Here is a 20,570-nt window from a genome sequence, read left to right on the forward strand (position 1 = left end):
CCCCCCCCCCCCCCCCCCCCCCCCCCCCCCCCCCCCCCCCCCCCCCCCCCCCCCCCCCCCCCCCCCCCCCCCCCCGCTTCAGTTCTCGTTGTTATGCGTGTCGTTGTCCCAAAACCGCTGCGCACTTTTGGGCGACATGCATCAAGCCTGACCAGCGCTATTCCGCGTTGCGTGCGCATCGAACGGTGCGAGGAGGAGGGGAAAGAACCGGCAAGAAGAACCGCGATCGGGGAGCTATTCGTTGCTTTGTGACGGCAATTATGCTAATAGTTTGGCCATGGTGCTGATTGCGCCGACGACCCGTCGCCGAGGCGGGTTTTTTGTGTCGGGTTTCGGCGCTATCCTTCGCAAACTCCTAATCTTCCGCCTTCCCTTCCCCCCATGCCACACATATATTCGCGGCGGTTCGCGACACGAAACAGATGCCGAAGCGGGAGGCCCCTATGGCGACATTGCAGAATTTCGATGCCGAAATTGCCAAGACCAAGCAGGTCGTGCAGGACATGCGCACGAAAATCGAGCAGTCCGGCACGGTGCTCGACACGCTCGCCAAGACCGACAAGAAGATCGGCGACGCCAATTTCGACCTCGAGAACGCCCGCATCGAGGATGTGCTGAAGCAGCAGAAGGTGATGGAAGGCAACATCGCCGACCTGATCATCGGGCTGGAGGACGCCACCAACGTCTTCGGCGCCGAATTCGAGAGCATGAAGAACTACACCGGCTGGGAAAGCCTCGTCGGCATATTTTCCGACCAGAGCAAGCAACGCATGCGCACCGACCGCGTCCGCAACATGTCGCTGGCCGGCAATCTGCAGGAGCTTCTGGCGAAATCCGACACCATCGTCGGCATCCTCAAGGCGCAGAAGCAGATCCTCGACCAGCGTTACAAGACCTCCGAGGCCAGCCTGTCGCAGGTGATCGAGCGCCGCAAGGCGACCATGTCCAATCTGGAGACCGTGCAGAAGCGTATCGAGGAGCTCAATCCGATGCTGCTCGACATCGAGAACAAGATCGCCGCCTCGATCAGCCAGAAGGAGCGCACCGAGCTCGAAGGCGACCGTTCGAAACTGGCCACGGAGTACAATGAGAAGCAGGCCAAGGAGCAGGAGCTGCTGGCCGAAAGCCAGACGCTGGAGCGCTACACCTCGATGTTCCAGACCTTCGTCGATTCGCTCAACAACCAGATCGCGGCGCAGTCGACGCTGATCAACAAGCTGACCATCGATACCGAGCAGCGCATCGTCCTTTACAAGGCGCTGGAGGACTCGCTGAAGACCGCCGCCCAGCAGGACGTCGCCCACAAGATCAACACGCTGGGCAGCCAGGTCGACAACACCGCCGAGGAGACCATGGCCGGCATCGGCGCGGCCTCGCAGAAGCACATCGGCGATCTCCTCGAAATGCACGAGAAGAACATGGTGGCGACCGCCGACATCCAGCGCCGCAAGAAGCTGGCCGACGATGCCTTTGCCCGCCGCTTCGACGACGTGCTGAAGAAGCACAATGCGGCAAACTACGTGCAGTCGTAATTGCTGCACCCGCATCGCTACCAAGGGCTGGCTGCATGACCCCCGAAAACGAAGCGGCAGCGCGGTATTTCTCGGCGATCACCGCGGCGCTGAGCGGCCTCGAGGTGTTTATGCGCGACGATCGCTCGCCGCTCTACCGGCACGGCATCGTCGCCAAGATCGTCGCCGAATACATCGCGCGGCTCGACAACTCGTTTTCCTGCTGGCGCAATCGGCTGGGCTTCATGGAGACGTTCCGAATTTCGCGCGCCGAAAGCGGCTTTCCGGTCTTCCAGAACGTGCTCGAACTGGAAAACGATCGCCGCCAGGCCGATACGCGTCTCGCCAACATACCGCTGGCCGACGAGTTGCGCGAGGAAATGGCCGACTTCATCCTGCGCCACAAGGAATTCCCCGAGGCGCTGCAGAAGTCGATGGCCGAGCGGCTCTATCTGGAGGGCGTCAGGAGCGAGACGACCTTCGCGCCGTTCACCTTGGCGCAGACGGCAAAAGTCTCGGTCAATCCGAAGACCGGACGGCCTTACTACCTCGTCCATTGGGCCGCCTTCGACGGCAGCGCCAACCTGCCGCTGGTCTATATGGTGACGGTCGAGGATTCCTCCGAAGAGATGATCGGGCAGCTTGTCGACCGAAATGGCAAGCTCAACGACAAGGTCGACATTCCGCTTCCCGTTGACGGGCTGCTCAATCCCGAGCTTGCCCACCGCTTCGACGACTTCACCGAGAAGAATTCCGCCTACAGCCTGTCGCCGGCGACGATCGCGGTCAACCTCGACAAGGACTTCGAGCCGCTCCACCCCAAGCAGTTGCGCCGCGTCGTGCTCGGCCCGTTCTACTCGGCAGGGATCACCGACAACAATTCGACGGTGACCGACATTCTGGCCAAGGTGCGCAAGCCGGAAAACGCCTGGCTGCTGACCTGGACCATCCAGGAGGTCTATTCCAAGGCCGAAAAGCCCGGTCGTAAGGGTCTCTTCTCACGCGAGAAGACGACACAGGAATTCTTCATCGACACCGACGATCTGGAGGCCGCGCGCCAAGGCGTATCGAGTTACGAGAAGCACGCGCTGATCCCGCATGAGGCCTACCAGGCGCTCTACGCCGCCGGCGAGGCGCAGAAGATCTTTTCCGGCTACAAGGTCCACATCCTGTCCAAAGGACAGGTCATCAGTGACGTCTGACCGTCAAACCGCGGAGCATCCTTCATGGACACCGGCCTGACCACGATTTCGGAAGCGGCAATCGAAAAGCACCGCGCCACGGCGCAGAGCTTCATCACCCGCATCGTCGTGCTGGAGGATCCGTCGCGGGAATCCGGAACGGCACTTGCCGGCACCAACCGCCGCTTCGTCTCGACCGTCTCGGTCGGCTCGGCGCGCCGCACACGCGAGGTCGAGCTTTCCAAGACCGTCGCCGCCGTCCATCCCGACGACCAGTTGCTGAGCATTGCACAGCACATGCTGCTGTTTCGCACCCGGCGCGGGCTGGCGATCGCGCTTGCCATCGCTGATGTCTTCGCCGAAGGCTCAGATCTAGAGAGCTTGAAGGCGAAAAACGCCCGCGCCCCGCTCGAAGGCGACGAGGCCGCCACCTTCAAGAAGCTGCTGTCGGCTTCGGCCTATATTTCGGCCTTCAGCCTCGCCTCCTATCTGTTCCAGCTGATCGACAGCGACGGCGAGGCGCCGAACGATACGCCCGAGCCGGACTTCCTGTTCGACACGCCGCAGGATGCAGTGAAGTCGATTGTTGCCGGCCTCGACAGGGCGATATCAGGCGCGAAGGACGACGCCGAGCTGATGACCCGGGCGCGCGCCTTCGCCCGCGTCGCCATCGACGGGCTTTTGGCGCGAAAGGGCCGCTTCGACGGCATCGGTTCGTTCGAGAACGCGCATATCCGCATCGACGTCGACGACTTCACCCTCGACGGCTTCGACGTCGCACCGGGCAAGCGGTCGAAGCCGCTGGTGATGACCTTCAAGAAGCCGGAAGAGGTCGTCGGCAATCACATCGCCAAGTACCAGTCGGTGAAGCTTGCCAAGATGCTGATGGCTTACGATTTCGAGCGCGAGCTGAACCCGTTCGTCGAACTCGGCGGTTTCCTGTTCACCTTCATCGGCGACGGCGCGCCGGGCACCGGCAAGACGACGCTGATCCAGATGATCGCCGGTCTCGTCAACGGCTACTGCCAGGTCGCCGGCTATCCCTTCGCCTACGAGAATTTCGGCGTTGACCAGATCTCCTCTTACCAGGGCAAGTCGGGCCAGAACTGCCGCCAGTTCATCAACAATGTGCTGAACCCGCGCGTCATCGGCTTCGGCACCATCGACGATATCGATCAGGTGGCGGCCAGACGATCCGACGATCGCGCCTCGGCCGGCCAGCAGGAAATCACCGGTGTCCTGATGGACGCGTTCGGGGGCGCCGGCACGGTGGTGCGCGGCAACTGCTCCTTCGGCATGTTCTCCAACTATCCCGAGAACGTCGACGACGCGCTGCGCCAGCGCGCCGGCGCCCGCTGGCTGGTCGATGGGCCGCAGAGCCGCGACGATTACACCGACATCTTCGTGCTGCTCGCCGGCAAGAACCACAAGATCCCGCTCGGCGACCACAAGCTCTACGCCGCCCAGGAAATCCAGCGCGCGGTGATGGAAGCCTATGAAGAGCATGAGAAGCCCAGGGAAGACGGTCTCATGAAGGTCTATGAGCGCTACATGAAGGAGAACGGCGCACCGAAGTCGATGGCCGACATCGGCACCTATCTGCACATGATCAAGGAGGCCGAGCCGCGCTTCACCGGCCGCGCCATCAGGAACGTCACCGACGCGATCAAGATGCGCGCCATGGACATCGAGCTGCCGGACGAGTGGTTCGAGAAGCCGGAAGTCTTCATGCACAAGGGCTACGACGACAAGAAGGCGATGATCGAGGAACTGCGCGGCCCGTTCTCGATGGACATGGTCATGCAGGAGGTCAACCGCTACGCCGACTCGGAGTTCCGCTATTCCGACAAGTCCGACGACGCGGCGGTAACCAAGATGATCCGCGACACCCGCCTGCGCGACCGCGCGGTCCGCGAGATCGAGGAGTTGAAGAAGAAGGGCCTGTGGAATGCGTGAGGTTCTTCCTTCTCCCCGTTCACGGGGAGAAGGTGCCCGAAGGGCGGATGAGGGCAGCGCAATGCGTGGTGGAAACGAACCGAAAGTATCAAAGGCCCGGCAACTTCGGAAAGTTGAAAACGACGCCGAGGAAAAACTCTGGAGCGAACTGCGTGGACGGAGATTGAATGGCCATAAATTTGTTCGTCAACTGCCAATCGGTCCATATTTTGCAGACTTCGCCTGCCGTGAAGCCAATCTGGTTGTGGAAGTTGATGGAAGCCAGCACGCAAATCGATCTCAGGATCGGTACAGGGACGAACCGATGAACCGGAACGGCTGGTCGGTGCTGCGGGTGTGGCACGCTGATGTCCTAGCGAGTCGCAAAAGCTTGTTGGATACGATCGTAGCGGTCCTGGACGGTCGACTGGATAAAAAAATGATCGCTGTCGACGCGAAATTTCTGCCGTCAGCAACTTCAGAGGAAAGATGATGAGCGTCTGCGCCGCCCCTCATCCGCCCTTCGGGCACCTTCTCCCCGTTTACGGGGAGAAGGAAGCATGAGCTCCGCCAGGAAACCCGATCTGCTGCGCGAGAACGAGCTGATCTATGGCCGGCTGCTGACCATCGACGAGCCGCATCTCATCCAGCGCTACAACAAGGCTTTGGTCGCCTTCGGCCTGAAGCCGACGAAGCTGAAAAGCTTCGAGATCGACCGCACAGGCTTCTCGCCGCAGGTGGCCGAGGAATGCGGCGACTATAACTACCTCGATCCCAACGAGATCAACCGCCGTTTCATCATCCTGACCCCGTCGCAGATCGATCTGCCGGTGGTCCACACCGCCTTTTCCAACACCTCGCAACTGATGTTCGAGTTCATGTCGACGAACCAGCGCGCCATCGACGCGCTGACCATCAAGGATGTCATCTACGGCGAGATCGAGGATTCGGTTCCCAAGGTCGACGACATCGAGGATCTGCTGTCGATCAACCAGGTCGAGTTCAAGGTGCTGTCGGCGGAGGACGTGCTCGGCAAGGCCGCCGAACTCGGCAAGCTCGTCGACCAGCTGAAGCAGGAGCCGGACGCCTGGCGCGACAACGCCATGCTCACCCGCATGGTGGAGCTTGCCAAGATCTGCGGCGACATCCGCGAGAACGCGCTGGTGCCGGATCAGGTGATCTTTCGCCACAGCGCCTATTGGACCAGCCATTTCGGCGGGCTCTATGTGTTCATCGACCCTGATATGACGACGGTGATCAGCGACCCGGCAGCACCCGGCTTCCGCCGCTCGCGGCCGTGGCAGGTAAGCTACCTCTCGATCAATGATGCCGACAGGGTGTTCAAGTTTCTCGCCGCGACCGGCCGCATCGAACTGCCGCGTGCCTCATGGATCGAAACATCAGGCTATCTCGAACATCGCGCTGAGATGGTGGTGCGCGCGCTGATCCGCGACGCCGAGCCCGACCGCAACCTGACCGACGTCGACAAGGTCTGGCTGCAGACCTGGATCCACAGCCATGCCGACCTGATCACCAGGGACGGTAATTTTCCCTTTCTCAACGCCGCCAAGCGCGAGATCGCTCACCTCGGCTATCTCAAGATCGAGGACGTGTTCCCGCAGCAGCGTTTCCTGGCGATCCGGGCCAAGCCCGGCCATCCCGACGCGTGGCTGACCAACCAGCTGATCTCGGATTTCGTGCCGCAGGACTTCGTCTCGCGCTACGTGTTCAACAAACCGGGCTTCTACAGGGACTATGACGGCTTCAGCGACGCCTGGCGATCGCATGTTGTGGACGTTCTGAAAACCACATATCTGAAAGACAAGGTGGCGTTTCGCACACGCCTCTACGGCCTTACCGATTGAATGACCGGCTGACTGACGAGGGGGTGACATCGCCATGCTTGATCCGATCGTGAATTTCTTCACACGGATTTTCCAGTGGATCGGCCGCGGTATCGGCTTCGCCATCGGCGTGATCCTGTGGCCGTTCATGTGGGCTGGGCGCTGGTACACGCAGCGCGGCTGGATCCTGAAGGCGGTGCTCGGCCTCGCTCTGCTCATGCTGGTCGGCCTCTACGGCTACTTCATCTGGAACACGCAGGTCTGGAGCAATTTCAATCCCGCGTATGCGCAGGCATATAATTTCACCCAGCCGGCCGGAACCGCCCCGCCGCAGCCCGCTCCTTCTGCCACCGGGGAAACCGCTGGCGTCGAGGGAGAAGTCAAGACCTGCACCAACTCGGCCATTGTCCAGGTCGCGGCCGATCTCATCGATTTCAACGTCAACGAGAACGCCTGGATCTCGTCGATGATACTCTACAAGCTCGGGTTCTTCGGCATGGACTGGGACCGCACGCCGTTTCTCGACAACAAGGCCTCCTTCCAGCGCGGGGTCAATCAGGCCATCCGGCGCACCGCTGTCGAGCTTGTCGACACGCTGGGCCGCGTCCGCGGCACCAGCCAGATCGACCAGAACCTGCAGGATGCGCGCGGCGCCATCACCTTCGACGAGGAAACCTGGTATTTCGGCCTCAGGCCCTTTGGTCCGAAAACCCCGACGCCGAGTTTCTATCGCACGGCGGCGAACAGCCTTCGCGCCTTCAACGACCGGCTGATGAAATGCGAGGTCGTCTTCAACGCGCGTGCCGACAATCTGCTGCAGTTCGTCGACCGGATCGCGAGTGACATAGGCTCGACGTCGGACATGATCCGCGACCGTTCGCAGAACTTCAACAGCGGCTGGTTCGACACGCGCGCTGACGACCGCTTCTGGTTCGCCTACGGCCAACTCTACGGCTACTACGGCATCCTGACGGCCGCACATCACGACTTCCAGCAGATCCTCGACAATCGCGGCCTCACACCACTGTGGAACAGCGTGGAAGGCCAGCTCAAAGCAGCGCTCGCCATCCAGCCTCTCATAATCTCCAACGGTCGCGAGGATGGCTGGATCATGCCCACCCACCTCACCACGATGGGTTTTTATGTGCTTAGGGTGCGATCGAACCTCGTCGAGGTCAGGTCCGTTCTGGATCGGTGAAGGGAGCGAATGGTGAAAGAGGTCTTGGCTTGAAATCACCGCTGTCCCTGGTCGAGATCAGCAAAGTGCCGAGGCAATAGTTCGGCCGCAGATCGCGGAAAGCGGAACCTGACTGCCTCGTCGTCGTTCAACCGCTGGGCGGCAGCCAGCGAGGACACGAGATGGATATCCGGGAAGTTGCTCGAAATTTCTATGCCACGATCGACGCGCAAGGCTGGGATAAACTGGCCAGTCTTGTCTCTCCAGATCTCGCCGTTCATCTCGCCAGCGCCAATCCGATCGGCTTCGATGACTGGCGAAAATCGCTGACCGAGTTCTTTGTTGGATTCCCGGACGGACATCATGTCATCGACGACTTTGTCAGCGAGGCCGACAAGGTGGTCACGCGCGGCTGCTTTCAGGGCACGCACACCGGCATCTTCCATGGCGTCGAACCGAGCGGAAATTGCGTCTCGGTTGGTGTGATTCACATCGATCGAGTCGAGAACGGCATCGTGGTCGAACATTTCGGCCAGCTTGACGGCTTGGGGCTGATGCACCAGATCGGCGCATTCTAGCGCAACCGCTCGAAGCGCCGACCGGCGCTCGAACCCTGTCGCATTCCGTGCATTCCGCGGCTGTTTTGAGACGGCAGGATGGCGCGTGCTCTGGCTTCTATACGGCGCGACAACCCTGCGCGAAGACCCGGGACAGGTCGACCGGGAAACAGCGCATCCTTTCTTCATAGGAAACATAGTTGCATGCAAGTTGACGCCACGGCAGCGACAGGGTTAGAACGTCCCCTCGCCTGCAGTGCCGCCAGGCAGTTTCGAGCAGGCTTGCGACCACACTGATCAAACCCGTCCCCTCCACCGTCCAATCCAGAGGAAAGCCACCATGGCCGAAGTGAAGTCCGACATCGAGATCGCGCGCGCCGCCGACAAGAAGCAGATCCAGGCGATCGGCCAGAAGATCGGCATTCCGAGCGAGCACCTTTTGCCATACGGCCACGACAAGGCGAAGATCTCGGCCGAGTTCATCAAGTCGGTGAAGGCAAACAAAGACGGCAAGCTGATCCTCGTCACCGCCATCAACCCGACGCCGGCCGGTGAAGGCAAGACGACGACGACGGTGGGGCTCGGCGACGGTCTCAACCGCATTGGCAAGAAGGCGATCGTCTGCATCCGCGAGGCCTCGCTCGGCCCTAATTTCGGCGTCAAGGGCGGTGCTGCCGGCGGCGGCTATGCGCAGGTCGTGCCGATGGAGGACATGAACCTCCACTTCACCGGCGATTTCCATGCCATCACCACTGCGCATAATCTGCTTTCGGCGCTGATCGACAACCACATCTACTGGGGCAACGACCTCGGCATCGACATCCGCCGCGTCGTCTGGCGCCGCGTCATGGACATGAACGACCGGGCGCTGCGCGAGATCATCTGCTCGCTCGGCGGCGTCGCCAACGGCTTTCCGCGCGAGGGGGGCTTCGACATCACCGTCGCCTCGGAAGTCATGGCGATCCTCTGCCTCGCCACCGACCTGAAGGACCTGGAAAAGCGCCTTGGCGACATCATCGTCGCCTACCGCCGCGACAAGTCGGCCGTCTACGCCCGCGACCTCAAGGCCGACGGCGCCATGGCCGTGCTGCTGAAGGACGCCATGCAGCCCAACCTGGTGCAGACGCTGGAGAACAACCCGGCCTTCGTCCATGGCGGCCCCTTCGCCAACATCGCGCATGGCTGCAACTCGGTCGTCGCCACCACGACGGCGCTAAAACTTGCCGACTATGTCGTCACCGAAGCCGGTTTTGGCGCCGATCTCGGTGCCGAAAAATTCTTCGACATCAAGTGCCGCAAGGCCGGCCTGAAGCCGGCGGCAGCGGTCATCGTCGCCACCGTGCGCGCGATGAAGATGAATGGCGGCGTCAAGAAGGAAGACCTCGGCAAGGAGAATGTCGAGGCGGTCAAGAAGGGCTGTGCCAATCTCGGCCGTCACGTCGAGAATATCAGGCAGTTCGGTGTGCCGGCGGTGGTCGCCATCAACCATTTCTATTCCGACACCGACGCCGAGATCCAGGCGATGAAGGACTATGTCGCCTCGATGGGCGAAGAGGCAGTCCTGTGCAAGCACTGGGCCAAGGGGTCGGCCGGCATCGAGGAGCTCGCCAGCAGGGTGGTGGCGCTTGCCGAATCCGGCGTGTCGCAGTTTGCGCCGCTCTATCCCGACGCCATGCCGCTGTTCGAGAAGATCAACACCATCGTCCAGCGCATCTATCGCGGTTCCGAAGCGATCGCCGACAAGTCGGTTCGCGACCAGCTCCACGCCTGGGAGCACGCCGGCTACGGCAACCTGCCGGTCTGCATGGCCAAGACGCAATATTCCTTCTCGACCGACCCGAACCTGCGCGGCGCGCCGACCGGCCACACCGTGCCGGTGCGCGAGGTCAGGCTGTCTGCCGGCGCCGGCTTCATCGTCGTCATCTGCGGCGAGGTCATGACCATGCCTGGCCTGCCCAAGGCGCCGTCTTCGGAAAAGATCTTCCTGAACGAGATAGGCCAGATCGAAGGTCTGTTCTGAAAATTTTGAAGGCTGGAATAACAAGGGCGCCGCATCGCGGCGGCGCCCTCTTTTGCTTATCCGCGATAATCTTGCCTAAGCGGCGTTCCTTGCGAGCGCGCGCTGGTTGGAAGCGTGGATCGTGTCGCGTTCGGGCAGCGCGCCGGTCTTCAGGCAGTCGATCCATTCGGCGGTCTTGAGAACAGCCGCAAAGCGCGACTGCAAGACAACAGTCACCACGCGATGGATGTCCTCGGCCGACGCGTAGCCGGCGCTGTTGGCATAGGGCACAGAGCCGGTGGCGTCGGACAGGAACTCCACGGCAAAACCCATATGGACAGCGTGGATGACTGTCGACAGATCGCAGTTATGCGTCATGTAACCGACGACGGTGATCGTATCGATGCCGTTGGCGCGCAACCAGTCCTCTAGGTCGGTACCGGTGAAGGCGCTCGGCAAGGTTTTTTCGACATAATGATCGCGGCTTCGCCTTGATATCTCGGGATGCAATTCGGCGCCATGGCTGCCCTTGGCGAAGACCGGTGACGTTTCCGGCGCCAACTGCTTGATGACCACCACCTTAACGCCCGCCTCGGCCGCCGCGTCCATGGCGCGCACCACATTGGCCACACTGTCGCGGAAGGGCGGGTGCTTGATGGCGAGGTTGCCACCGTCATAGTCGTTCTGAACGTCGACGACGATGAGGGCGCGGCGTGGGGCTTTGCCTTTGGCTGGTTCCGACATGGGTTTTCCTTTCCCGTTGACGCTGATGGGTGGAGGATAGGCTCGGCATCGGCCCGCAAAAAGTGTCCCGATTGACATTGTTCGAAAGAATTGGGACAATTTGAACCTACCCTCATTGGTGCTCATCATGGCAGATCCGATCGTTGCCGCCATCGCCTTCGATGGCATCAGTCCGTTCCACCTTTCCGTGCCGTGCCTTGTATTCGCAGAGGATCGCACGGCGCTCGGCCTGCCGCGCTTCGACTTCCGCGTCTGCGCGATTGAGAACGGGCCGATCCGCACCGATGCGGGGCTGACCATCAGCGTCCCCCACGGGCTTTCCGCGCTCGATGGCGCCGACATCGTCATCGTGCCTAGCTGGAAGAATCTCGAAGTCCTACCGCCAGCGGCACTGATCGAGGCGCTGCGTCGCGCGCACCGGCGCGGCGCGCTGATTGTCGGACTGTGCTTGGGAACGTTCGCTGTTGCGGCGACCGGACTGCTTTCGGGCCGGCGAGCCGCGACGCACTGGGCCTACACGGATCAGCTGCAGGCACTCTATCCCGACATTCTCGTCGAGCCGGAGGTGCTCTACGTCGACAATGGTGATGTCGTGACTTCGGCCGGTGTCGCCGCCGGGCTCGACTGCTGCCTGCACATCGTGCGGGCCCGCTGCGGGGCCGAGGCGGCGCTGCGCCTCGCCCGGCAGATCGTCCTTTCTCCCCATCGGCAGGGCGGGCAGGCGCAGTTCATAGAACGCCCCATCGCCAGGACCGGCAATGCCGACCGCTTCACACAGGCCCTCGACGCGGTGCGCAAGACGCTGGGCGAGACGCACAGCCTGGACAGTGTCGCCGACGCCGCCGGCCTCACTCGCCGGACTTTCACGCGCCGCTTTCAAAAATCGATCGGCACCAGCTTCGGCGACTGGCTGACCGATCAGCGCGTCGCGCTGGCGCAGCGGCTGCTGGAAGCGACGGAAAAATCGATGGATTCGATCGCCTTCGAGGCCGGTTTCGGCAGTGCCACGTCGCTGCGCCAGCACTTCGCGGCGCGGCTCAGAACCACGCCAGCGCAGTACCGGCGCGAATTCTCGAAGAACGCTCAGCAGGAGCTCGTGGCGCAAGCGCCGAGGTGATGGTCAATCGATCCTGCCCCTTCTTGAAAGGGCTTGCGTCATCTGTCATATATGAAGCGACAGATGACGTTAGGAGGCAGGCTCGTGGCGATGGCATTGGAAAAGGCAGCTGCAAAGCCAAAAAACAATGAACTGCAGAAGGTGGCCAGATTGCTGGGCGGCACCCGCATTCTATCGCGGCACCTCCGGAGTGCGTTGGACGCCCATGAGCTGCTTGTGCACGGCCTGCCGGGTTCGGCGCTGGACCATCTCATTGGGCAGCTCGTCTTCATCCAGAAGACGGATTCGCTCGAGAAGGCCGTCGGCATGAGCTTGCGCACCTACCAGCGTCGGAAGGATGCCCCTTCCAAGCCTCTCAGCCAGGATCAGAGCGGTCGAACCTGGAAATTTGCGGAGATCCTGTCGAAAGCGACCGACGTGTTCGGTTCACAGGCGGAAGCCGAGCAATGGCTGGAGCGCCCGGCGATCGGGCTCGACCAGCGTCGTCCCATCGATCTTCTGGCAACCCCGGCGGGTGTCGAGCTTGTGGAAGACTATCTCGAGCGGCTTGAATATGGCGTTTATGCATGACGCCGCTGCCGGCGGTGCTTGGCGGCTCCGACGTCATTGGCTGGCGTCTCGATCAGGCTGCGTTTGCGCCTGCATGGGACAGTGGCGAGGGCGCATACAGGGTCGGCGGACGATGGAACAGCAGGGGCGTGCGCGCAGTCTACTGCTCAATCGATCCCTCAACTGCGATTCTCGAAGTAGCAGTCCATAAAGGTTTTAGGGCGCTCGACACGATCGCGCATGTGATGACGGCGGCAATAATCAGCGATGTCACGGATGTGCATATCGTCGACCCTGCCGCCGTTCCGAACCCTAACTGGCTGCGTCCGGGCATCCCGAGCTCTGGGCAACAGGCATTCGGCGACAATCTTCTCAAACGACATCGGTTCGTGGTGATTCCGAGCGCGGTGTCGCAGAATAGCTGGAATCTGATCTTCGAGGCGAGCGTCGCGAAGGGCGCCTATGCGATGAAGATACAGGAGGCCTTTGCGCTCGATACGCGATTGCATCCACCTCCTGCTAAGTGACCGTGCTAATCTCGCCGCTTCGCTGATCCAGCTGGAACAAAGGATGCTCAGCCACGCCTGACCGGCCGCGCCGGGTTGCCGACAACCCTGGTGTTTGCCGGCACATCGCTCGTCACCACAGCACCCGCTCCGACAATGGCGCCAGCGCCGATGCTGATCCCGCCGAGGATGATGGCACTGCCGCCGATCCAGGCATTGTCACCGATCTCGACCGGCTTCGCGATCTCCAGCCCGGCCTGTCGACCCGCCGCCTCCTTGTGGTGCTCGGCGCAATAGATCTGCACATTGGGGCCGAGCAGCGTTCCCTTGCCGATGCGGACTGGCGCCGTATCGAGGATGGTGCAGCCGGCATTGAGAAAGACGCCGTCGCCGAGAAAGAGATTGAAGCCGTAGGCGCAGTGGAACGGCGCTTCGATCCGGGCGCCCTCGCCCACAGCGCCGAGCAGCGGCTTCAGGGCCGGTCCGACGTCGCCACGTTGCCGGGGCGGCAAGGAATTGTGTTCGAACACCGCGTCGCGTGCGACGATGCGCAGCGCCTCCAGCTCTGCGTCGAGGCAAGTGTACCACTCGCCCGCGGCCATTTTTACGCGCTCGCTTCTGTTCAAGGCGATGCCCTCCTGTCTTACCCTGCTGTTTCAACGTGGTGTCAAAGCACAGTCCATAAAAATCGGGTAACGCCAGACATCGCAGGCTCTGGTCAAATGCCGATCCTATGCTAGCCTACCCCGGCCGGGCTATCCCAGGCCGTGTGATCGAGTGGGATCAATCATGCTGTACATCCTTGCACTTCTGATCGGCGTCGTTGCCGGCCTTCGCGCCATGACCGCGCCTGCCGCCGTCGCCTGGGGCGCTTATCTCGGCTGGCTGCCGGTCGCCGGAACCTGGGCTGGTTTCATGGGCCACTGGATCACCGTCGGCATCTTCACCATCCTGGCCATCGCCGAGCTGGTCACCGACCAGTTGCCGTCGACGCCGAGCCGCAAGGTCCCGCAGCAGTTCGGCGCGCGCATCGTCGTGGGCGCCTTCACCGGTGCGGTGATCGGCGCGACCGGCGGCGCCACCATCGGCGGCCTGATTGCCGGCGCCATTGGCGCGGTGATCGGCACGCTGGGCGGCGCCGAAATGCGTAAACGCCTGGCTGCCGCCTTCGGCAAGGACCCGCCCGCAGCCTTCATCGAGGACGCGGTGGCGATCATCGGCGGCCTGCTGATCGTGGCGGCGGTGGCATGACGGCAAAGACATTCGACGCCATCATCATCGGCGCCGGACAGGCCGGCCCGCCGCTCGCCGGCCGGCTGACGGCGGCCGGCATGAGCGTAGCACTGATCGAGCGAAAGCTGGTCGGCGGCACCTGCGTCAACACCGGCTGCATGCCGACCAAGGCCATGGTGGCCAGCGCTTATGCCGCGCATCTTGCCCGCCGCGCCGCCGACTACGGCGTGACGCTCTCCGGTCCGGTCGGCGTCGACTACAAGGCGATCAAGGCGCGCAAGGACAAGGTGTCGAACGACGCCCGCGGCAACCTCGAGAGCTGGATTGCCGGCATGGACAAATGCACGCTTTACCGCGGCCATGCGCGCTTCGAATCGGCCAACACCGTGCGCGTCGGCGACGACCTGCTGAGCGCCGAGAAAATATTCATCAACACCGGCGGCCGTGCCTCGGTGCCCGACCTGCCAGGCGTCAACGACATTTCGTTCCTGACCAACTCGTCGATGATGGATCTCGACGTGCTGCCGCGCCATCTCGTCGTCGTCGGCGGCAGTTACGTCTCGCTCGAATTCGCGCAGATGTTCCGCCGTTTCGGTTCAGAGGTCACGGTGATCGAGAAAACCCCGCGGCTGATCGGCCGCGAGGACGAGGATGTCTCGGCCGCCATCCTGTCCATCTTCGAAAACGAAGACATCACCGTCCATCTCGGCGCCGACGACATCGGCTTTGCCAGGCAGGGCAGCGACATTGCCGTGTCGTTCTCCGCCGGCAAGGCGCCGGCTGTCGGCTCGCATGTGCTGCTGGCAGTGGGCCGGACGCCCAACACCGACGATCTCGGCCTCGACAAGGCCGGCATCGAGGTCGACAAACGCGGCTTCATTGTCGTCGACGACCAGCTGCGCACCAGCGTGCCCGGCATCTGGGCGATGGGCGACTGCAACGGCAAGGGCGCCTTCACCCACACCTCTTACAATGACTACGAGATCGTCGCCGCCAATCTGCTCGACGACGATCCGCGCAAGGTGAGCGACCGCATCGAAGCCTATGCGCTCTATACCGACCCGCCGCTCGGCCGCTGCGGCATGACCGAGACGGCGGTAAGAAAGTCCGGCCGTCGCGCGCTGGTCGGCCAGCGGCCGATGACCCGCGTCGGCCGCGCCGTCGAAAAAGGCGAGACGCAAGGTTTTATGAAGATCCTGGTCGACGCCGACACCAACGAAATCCTCGGCTGTTCGGTGCTCGGCCCCGGCGGCGACGAGGCGATACACTGCGTGCTCGATCTGATGTACGCCAAGGCGCCGGTCATCACGCTCGCGCGGGCCATGCACATCCACCCCAACGTCTCGGAACTTCTGCCCACCATCGCCCAGGAGTTGAAGCCGCTGGCATAGGCTAGACCGCAAGCGGCAAGCGCACAACGGCGCGGCTTTGGCGCCGCTGGCTGTCGCCGTGGCGGTGATGTCGCAGGTGCTGGAATCGCCAGCTGCTGATGACCGCCGAATAGTTGCGCCCATAGCGCAGCAGGCTGGACCAATCGACAGCGTATCGGCGAAAGGGCATGTGTTCGGCCTCTTTCCTGGAGGCGTATCATGCAGAAATCGATCGAGCGCATTGCCGGCGACAGCGAAGGCGTTTCCTACGAATTCCCAGTGCTCCGCTTTGACGGCAGCGACAAGGCCGCACCTTCGGCTTATCTGCAGGCGGCACTTCATGCCGGCGAACTGCCGGGGGTCGTCGCCATCGACGCGCTGATGCCGATGCTCGAAAAGGCCGAAGCGGAAGGCCGCATCAAGGGCGATATCACCATCGTACCCCAGGCCAATCCGATCGGCCGCGCCCAGTATCATTTCGGCGAGCATCAGGGCCGTTTTCACTTGGGCACCCGCACCAACTTCAACCGCGGCTTTCCGCTGCTGGCCGCGCCTGACCCGACGCTCTTGCCGGACGCCGCGTTTGGCACGGCCGACCAGCGGCTGAAGACGCGGCTGCTGCAGCTGTCGATCGGCCACGACATCGTGCTCGACCTGCACTGCGACGACGAGGGCCTCGCCTACCTCTATGTCCATGCCAGCCTGTGGCCGGCCATGGCGGATTGTGCGGCGGCCATGGGCGTCGATGCGGTGATCCTGTGGGGTGAGGACACCGACGGCACCTTCGAAGGCGCCTCGATCACGCCGTATCTGAACGTCCCTGCCGATGTGGCGCGGTTCGACCGGCGCGTCGCCACCACGGTCGAGTATCGCGGCATCCTCGATGTCGACGGCGCTCTGGCCGGCGCCGATGCCGAAGGGCTCTATCGGCTGCTGGTGGGGCGCGGCGTGGTCCTGGACCAGGCCTTGTCCACGCCCGGCAGCTTCACCGGTATCGTTGCACCGCTCGAAAACATCGACATGATGCCGGCGCCGCGGGCGGGCGCGGTCCTATACGACGTGAAGCCCGGCGACCGTGTGGCAAAAGGCGCACTGCTCGCCACCATCGTTCATGCGCCGGGTGAAGCCGACGGCCGCACGCAGGTGTTCGCGCCGCAGGCGGGCATCATCCTGACACGGCGTTCCCGGCGCATCATCCGTGCCGGCGAAGATCTGCTGAAGCTGGTCGGCGACAGGAAGAGCGCCGATGCACGATCGGGAACGCTGGAGGATTGAGGGGCTCATGCCCTTCTCCATGCCCTCAATTGAATCCAGTTGCGCGGCCGTGCAATCGCCGCTATTGGAATCGCCATGAACATGCGCTCGATCAAGACCGTTTGGTGGTGGGCTCGCTGACAGCGGCCTGTTCGAACGCGCGCGCGTGAAAATAGAAGGTGGCCGCAACGGAATGTCCGGGCGGCCATTTGTTTTTTCACCATGCCCCGGGTCCGTTGCCCCAAGACGCTGAAATAGCCAAGACGCTGATGGAGACGGCAATGACGACGAAAATTCTGGAGAACGGGGCGGAGTGCTTCGTCACGGCGGGTGGCGTGGCGATTACCCGCGAGCGCCATGATCGGCCTTATGAAGGCGCGATCGACGCCTATGTCGACGGGCTGAATGCACGCCGCGGCGCCGTGTTTTCCTCGAATTACGAATATCCCGGCCGCTATACGCGTTGGGACACCGCCATGATCGACCCGCCGGTGGTGATCTCGGCGCGTGGCCGCGCAGTGCACATCGAGGCGCTGAACAGCCGCGGCGAGGTGCTTCTGCCGGTCATCGGCAAGGCGCTTGGCGGGCTTGACGACGTGACGATCGCCGAGACGTCGAAGAGACTGATCCGCCTCGATGTGGCCAAGCCAGGCCGTGTCTTCACCGAAGAAGAACGCAGCCGCGTTCCCTCCGTCTTCACCGTGCTGCGCGCCATCACCGCCTTGTTCAAGACGGAGGAAGACGCCAATCTCGGTCTCTATGGCGCCTTCGGCTACGATCTCGCCTTCCAGTTCGATCCGGTCGACTACAAGCTCGAGCGCCAGCAAAGCCAGCGCGACCTCGTGCTGTTCCTGCCCGACGAGATCCTGGTCGTCGACCACTATTCGACCAAGGCCTGGACCGACCGCTACGATTATTCCGGCGACGGGTTTTCGACGGAGGGATTGCCGCGCGACGAAATCGTCGAGCCGTTCAAGACCGCCGACCGCATCCCGCCGCGCGGCGACCATGCGCCCGGCGAATATGCCAATCTGGTGCGCAAGGCGATGGAGAGTTTCAAGCGCGGCGATCTGTTCGAGGTTGTGCCCGGCCAGATGTTCTACGAGCGCTGCGAGACACCGCCCTCTGACATTTCCCGCAAGCTGAAGAGCATCAACCCCTCGCCCTATTCCTTCTTCATCAATCTCGGCGAGGGCGAATACCTGATCGGCGCATCGCCCGAAATGTTCGTGCGCGTCAATGGCCGCCGTGTCGAGACCTGCCCGATCTCCGGCACGATCAAGCGCGGCGACGACGCCATTTCCGACTCGGAGCAGATCCTGAAGCTGCTCAATTCGAAGAAGGACGAATCCGAGCTGACCATGTGCTCGGACGTCGACCGCAACGACAAGTCGAGGGTCTGCGACCCAGGCTCGGTGCGCGTCATCGGCCGCCGCCAGATCGAGATGTATTCGCGGCTGATCCACACCGTCGACCATATCGAGGGACGGCTGCGCGAAGGCATGGACGCCTTCGACGCGTTCCTGTCGCATGCCTGGGCGGTCACCGTCACCGGCGCACCGAAATTATGGGCCATGCGCTTCATCGAGCAGAACGAGAAGAGCCCGCGCGCCTGGTATGGCGGGGCGATCGGCATGGTCAATTTCAACGGTGACATGAACACCGGCATGACCCTTCGCACCATCCGCATCAAGGACGGCATCGCCGAGGTGCGCGCCGGGGCCACGCTGCTCTTCGACAGCATTCCCGAGGAAGAAGAAGCCGAAACCGAACTGAAGGCATCCGCCATGATCTCCGCCATCCGCGACGCCAAATCAGGCAATGCCGCCGACACCGAACGCGCCACCGCGCGCGTCGGCGACGGCGTCAACATCCTGCTGGTCGACCACGAGGACTCCTTCGTCCACACGCTGGCCAATTATTTCCGCCAGACCGGCGCCAATGTCTCGACCGTGCGCACGCCTGTGCCGGACGAGGTCTTCGACCGGCTGAAACCCAATCTGGTCGTGCTGTCGCCCGGTCCCGGCACGCCGAAGGACTTCGACTGCGCCGCCACCATCAAGCGAGCCCGCGCGCGCGACCTGCCGATCTTCGGCGTCTGCCTCGGCCTGCAGGCGCTGGCCGAGGCCTATGGCGGAGAGCTGCGGCAGCTGCACGTGCCGATGCATGGCAAACCGTCGCGTATCCGCGTGTCGAAGCCGGGCATCATCTTTTCCGGCCTGCCCAAGGAGGTGACGGTCGGCCGCTATCACTCGATCTTCGCCGATCCGGTCCGCCTGCCCGACGGCTTCGTTGTCACAGCCGAGACGGAAGAAGGCGTCATCATGGCCTTCGAGCACAGCAAGGAGCCGATCGCTGCGGTGCAGTTCCACCCGGAATCGATCATGACGCTCGGCCACAATGCCGGCATGCGCATCATCGAGAACATCGTTGCGCATCTGCCGCGCAAGGCCAAGGAAAAGGCGGCTTAGCTCCGGTTTCGGCGGCCGGAAGCAATCAATGACCGCTATCGATTCGAAAAACGCCGCCAAGCGCAAGGTCGCCAGCCTCGCGTTCTGGTCGATCGTCGTCGCTTTCGTCGTGCTCGGCCTGAAGCTGGCGGCCTGGTACATCACCGGTTCCGTGGCGCTGTATTCGGACGCGCTGGAATCGATCGTCAACGTCATTGCCTCTGCCGCCGCATATTGGGCGATCCAGGTCAGCTACAAGCCGGCCGACCAGGATCATCCGTTCGGCCACCACAAGGCCGAGTATTTCTCGGCTGTTTTGGAAGGCGTGCTGATCGTGCTGGCAGCCCTTCTGATCCTCAACGAAGTGTGGTGGTACTGGCGGCATCCCGTCCCGCTCGAACAGCCCTGGACCGGCCTTGCCATCAACGGCGTCGCGACGGTGATCAACGCCTTCTGGGCCTTGACGCTGATCCGTGCCGGCCGTGCCGAGAAGTCGCCGGCACTGGTCGCAGACGGCAGGCACATCATGACCGACGTGGCGACCTCCGTCGGCGTGTTCGTTGGTCTGGTCGGCGCGGTGCTCACCGGCTGGCAAGTCCTCGATCCCGCTCTCGCCGTCATCGTCGCGCTGAACATCCTGTGGCAGGGCTGGCACGTGATCGGCTCGTCGATGAACGGACTGATGGACCGCGCCGTCGATACACACGAGCACATACACATCCGCGACATCATCTCGGCCAATTGCAAGGGCGCAATGGAGGTCCACGATCTCAAGACGCGGATTGCCGGCCGCGCCACCTTCATCGAGTTCCACCTGGTCGTCGACGCCGACATGTCGGTGGGCGCCAGCCACGTCATCTGCGACCGCATCGAAGATGCGCTGAAGGCCGAAAATCCCTCGGTGCGCGTCACCATCCATGTCGAGCCGGACGACGAGGCAAAACTGCCCAAGGGCACGACGGCCGTGCCGTTCGCGTGAAGCTTAGGAGACGCCGGGATCCCTGCCATGACATCAAAAGCGTCGAGCCGGTGCGGAGCCTCTATGTCGGAGGGACAGCACCCCCCCGGGGGGGGGGGGGGGGGGGGGGGGGGGGGGGGGGGGGGGGGGGGGGGGGGGGGGGGGGGGGGGGCCGGGGGGGGGGG

General features: G+C 62.8%; 18 protein-coding genes. 16 read left to right on the forward strand and 2 right to left on the reverse strand.

Annotated features, from left to right (window positions below; genetic code table 11):
- Positions 1-443 precede the first annotated feature (443 nt).
- The 8 genes from AC0L3N_RS31730 (at position 444) to AC0L3N_RS31765 (ending at position 10,225) form a co-directional block, all read left to right on the forward strand.
- Positions 444-1,532 carry a hypothetical protein gene (locus AC0L3N_RS31730; RefSeq protein WP_473486819.1) on the forward strand — a complete coding sequence of 363 codons (1,089 nt, stop codon included), beginning with the start codon at positions 444-446 and terminating at the stop codon, positions 1,530-1,532.
- 35 nt (positions 1,533-1,567) lie between these two features.
- Positions 1,568-2,713, forward strand: a complete 1,146-nt coding sequence (locus AC0L3N_RS31735) for a hypothetical protein (RefSeq protein WP_473551512.1) — start codon at positions 1,568-1,570, stop codon at positions 2,711-2,713.
- Positions 2,714-2,737: 24 nt separating this feature from the next.
- A complete protein-coding gene (locus AC0L3N_RS31740; RefSeq protein WP_473551513.1) occupies positions 2,738-4,648 on the forward strand; it encodes an AAA family ATPase in 1,911 nt (636 codons plus the stop codon).
- Positions 4,649-4,709: 61 nt separating this feature from the next.
- Positions 4,710-5,120, forward strand: coding sequence for an endonuclease domain-containing protein (locus AC0L3N_RS31745; RefSeq protein ID WP_473551530.1), 411 nt, complete (start codon positions 4,710-4,712; stop codon positions 5,118-5,120).
- A 67-nt stretch (positions 5,121-5,187) separates the two neighbouring features.
- On the forward strand, positions 5,188-6,492 hold the full coding sequence (locus AC0L3N_RS31750) for a DUF6638 family protein (protein WP_473551515.1): 1,305 nt from the start codon (positions 5,188-5,190) through the stop codon (positions 6,490-6,492).
- A gap of 34 nt (positions 6,493-6,526) precedes the next feature.
- A complete protein-coding gene (locus AC0L3N_RS31755) occupies positions 6,527-7,669 on the forward strand; it encodes a DUF2333 family protein (RefSeq protein ID WP_473551516.1) in 1,143 nt (380 codons plus the stop codon).
- 161 nt (positions 7,670-7,830) lie between these two features.
- Positions 7,831-8,226 carry an ester cyclase gene (locus AC0L3N_RS31760; protein ID WP_473551518.1) on the forward strand — a complete coding sequence of 132 codons (396 nt, stop codon included), beginning with the start codon at positions 7,831-7,833 and terminating at the stop codon, positions 8,224-8,226.
- A 319-nt stretch (positions 8,227-8,545) separates the two neighbouring features.
- A complete protein-coding gene (locus AC0L3N_RS31765) occupies positions 8,546-10,225 on the forward strand; it encodes a formate--tetrahydrofolate ligase (protein WP_473551519.1) in 1,680 nt (559 codons plus the stop codon).
- A gap of 75 nt (positions 10,226-10,300) precedes the next feature.
- Here the strand turns inward: AC0L3N_RS31765 and AC0L3N_RS31770 are convergent, their stop codons facing one another.
- On the reverse strand, positions 10,301-10,948 hold the full coding sequence (locus AC0L3N_RS31770; RefSeq protein WP_473551521.1) for a cysteine hydrolase family protein: 648 nt from the start codon (positions 10,946-10,948) through the stop codon (positions 10,301-10,303).
- Positions 10,949-11,075: 127 nt separating this feature from the next.
- Between AC0L3N_RS31770 and AC0L3N_RS31775 the strand changes: the two genes are divergently transcribed.
- The 3 genes from AC0L3N_RS31775 to AC0L3N_RS31785 all read left to right on the forward strand — a co-directional run bounded on the left by AC0L3N_RS31775 (position 11,076) and on the right by AC0L3N_RS31785 (position 13,141).
- Positions 11,076-12,065 (forward strand): helix-turn-helix domain-containing protein, encoded by a 990-nt coding sequence (locus AC0L3N_RS31775; RefSeq protein WP_473551522.1) that lies wholly within the window; start codon positions 11,076-11,078, stop codon positions 12,063-12,065.
- 90 nt (positions 12,066-12,155) lie between these two features.
- Complete coding sequence (gene parS / locus AC0L3N_RS31780; RefSeq protein ID WP_473527275.1) at positions 12,156-12,635, forward strand: type II RES/Xre toxin-antitoxin system antitoxin; 480 nt, start codon at positions 12,156-12,158, stop codon at positions 12,633-12,635.
- Complete coding sequence (locus AC0L3N_RS31785; RefSeq protein ID WP_473551524.1) at positions 12,632-13,141, forward strand: RES family NAD+ phosphorylase; 510 nt, start codon at positions 12,632-12,634, stop codon at positions 13,139-13,141. The genes parS and AC0L3N_RS31785 overlap by 4 nt, the downstream gene beginning before the upstream one ends.
- A 47-nt stretch (positions 13,142-13,188) precedes the next feature.
- On the opposite strand, the gene AC0L3N_RS31790 is transcribed toward AC0L3N_RS31785, so the two are convergent.
- Entirely contained in the window at positions 13,189-13,746 is a 558-nt protein-coding gene (locus tag AC0L3N_RS31790) for a sugar O-acetyltransferase (protein ID WP_473527256.1), read from the reverse strand.
- 163 nt (positions 13,747-13,909) lie between these two features.
- Here AC0L3N_RS31790 and AC0L3N_RS31795 point away from each other — a divergent pair, with 163 nt between their 5' ends.
- From AC0L3N_RS31795 to AC0L3N_RS31815, 5 genes are all read left to right on the forward strand, one after another.
- Positions 13,910-14,371: a DUF4126 domain-containing protein gene (locus AC0L3N_RS31795; RefSeq protein ID WP_473551525.1), complete on the forward strand. Its 462-nt coding sequence runs from the start codon at positions 13,910-13,912 to the stop codon at positions 14,369-14,371.
- Entirely contained in the window at positions 14,368-15,744 is a 1,377-nt protein-coding gene (locus AC0L3N_RS31800) for an FAD-containing oxidoreductase (protein ID WP_473551527.1), read from the forward strand. The genes AC0L3N_RS31795 and AC0L3N_RS31800 overlap by 4 nt, the downstream gene beginning before the upstream one ends.
- A 198-nt stretch (positions 15,745-15,942) precedes the next feature.
- Positions 15,943-16,998 (forward strand): M14 family metallopeptidase, encoded by a 1,056-nt coding sequence (locus AC0L3N_RS31805; protein ID WP_123149358.1) that lies wholly within the window; start codon positions 15,943-15,945, stop codon positions 16,996-16,998.
- 260 nt (positions 16,999-17,258) lie between these two features.
- Positions 17,259-19,448 (forward strand): anthranilate synthase, encoded by a 2,190-nt coding sequence (locus tag AC0L3N_RS31810; RefSeq protein ID WP_473551528.1) that lies wholly within the window; start codon positions 17,259-17,261, stop codon positions 19,446-19,448.
- A 28-nt stretch (positions 19,449-19,476) separates the two neighbouring features.
- Positions 19,477-20,406, forward strand: a complete 930-nt coding sequence (locus AC0L3N_RS31815; RefSeq protein WP_123149357.1) for a cation diffusion facilitator family transporter — start codon at positions 19,477-19,479, stop codon at positions 20,404-20,406.
- The last annotated feature ends 164 nt before the right edge of the window (positions 20,407-20,570 follow it).

The organism is Mesorhizobium sp. WSM4807, assembly GCF_055811615.1.

Bases quoted from the DNA above. Each gene is read 5' to 3' on its own strand.
- AC0L3N_RS31770 (WP_473551521.1), bottom strand. From the start codon at position 10,948: ATGTCGGAACCAGCCAAAGGCAAAGCCCCACGCCGCGCCCTCATCGTC.
- AC0L3N_RS31815 (WP_123149357.1), top strand. From the start codon at position 19,477: ATGACCGCTATCGATTCGAAAAACGCCGCCAAGCGCAAGGTCGCCAGC.
- parS (WP_473527275.1), top strand. From the start codon at position 12,156: ATGGCATTGGAAAAGGCAGCTGCAAAGCCAAAAAACAATGAACTGCAG.
- AC0L3N_RS31755 (WP_473551516.1), top strand. From the start codon at position 6,527: ATGCTTGATCCGATCGTGAATTTCTTCACACGGATTTTCCAGTGGATC.
- AC0L3N_RS31765 (WP_473551519.1), top strand. From the start codon at position 8,546: ATGGCCGAAGTGAAGTCCGACATCGAGATCGCGCGCGCCGCCGACAAG.
- AC0L3N_RS31800 (WP_473551527.1), top strand. From the start codon at position 14,368: ATGACGGCAAAGACATTCGACGCCATCATCATCGGCGCCGGACAGGCC.
- AC0L3N_RS31805 (WP_123149358.1), top strand. From the start codon at position 15,943: ATGCAGAAATCGATCGAGCGCATTGCCGGCGACAGCGAAGGCGTTTCC.
- AC0L3N_RS31795 (WP_473551525.1), top strand. From the start codon at position 13,910: ATGCTGTACATCCTTGCACTTCTGATCGGCGTCGTTGCCGGCCTTCGC.
- AC0L3N_RS31785 (WP_473551524.1), top strand. From the start codon at position 12,632: ATGACGCCGCTGCCGGCGGTGCTTGGCGGCTCCGACGTCATTGGCTGG.
- AC0L3N_RS31735 (WP_473551512.1), top strand. From the start codon at position 1,568: ATGACCCCCGAAAACGAAGCGGCAGCGCGGTATTTCTCGGCGATCACC.
- AC0L3N_RS31750 (WP_473551515.1), top strand. From the start codon at position 5,188: ATGAGCTCCGCCAGGAAACCCGATCTGCTGCGCGAGAACGAGCTGATC.
- AC0L3N_RS31760 (WP_473551518.1), top strand. From the start codon at position 7,831: ATGGATATCCGGGAAGTTGCTCGAAATTTCTATGCCACGATCGACGCG.
- AC0L3N_RS31730 (WP_473486819.1), top strand. From the start codon at position 444: ATGGCGACATTGCAGAATTTCGATGCCGAAATTGCCAAGACCAAGCAG.
- AC0L3N_RS31810 (WP_473551528.1), top strand. From the start codon at position 17,259: ATGACGACGAAAATTCTGGAGAACGGGGCGGAGTGCTTCGTCACGGCG.
- AC0L3N_RS31745 (WP_473551530.1), top strand. From the start codon at position 4,710: ATGCGTGGTGGAAACGAACCGAAAGTATCAAAGGCCCGGCAACTTCGG.
- AC0L3N_RS31775 (WP_473551522.1), top strand. From the start codon at position 11,076: ATGGCAGATCCGATCGTTGCCGCCATCGCCTTCGATGGCATCAGTCCG.
- AC0L3N_RS31740 (WP_473551513.1), top strand. From the start codon at position 2,738: ATGGACACCGGCCTGACCACGATTTCGGAAGCGGCAATCGAAAAGCAC.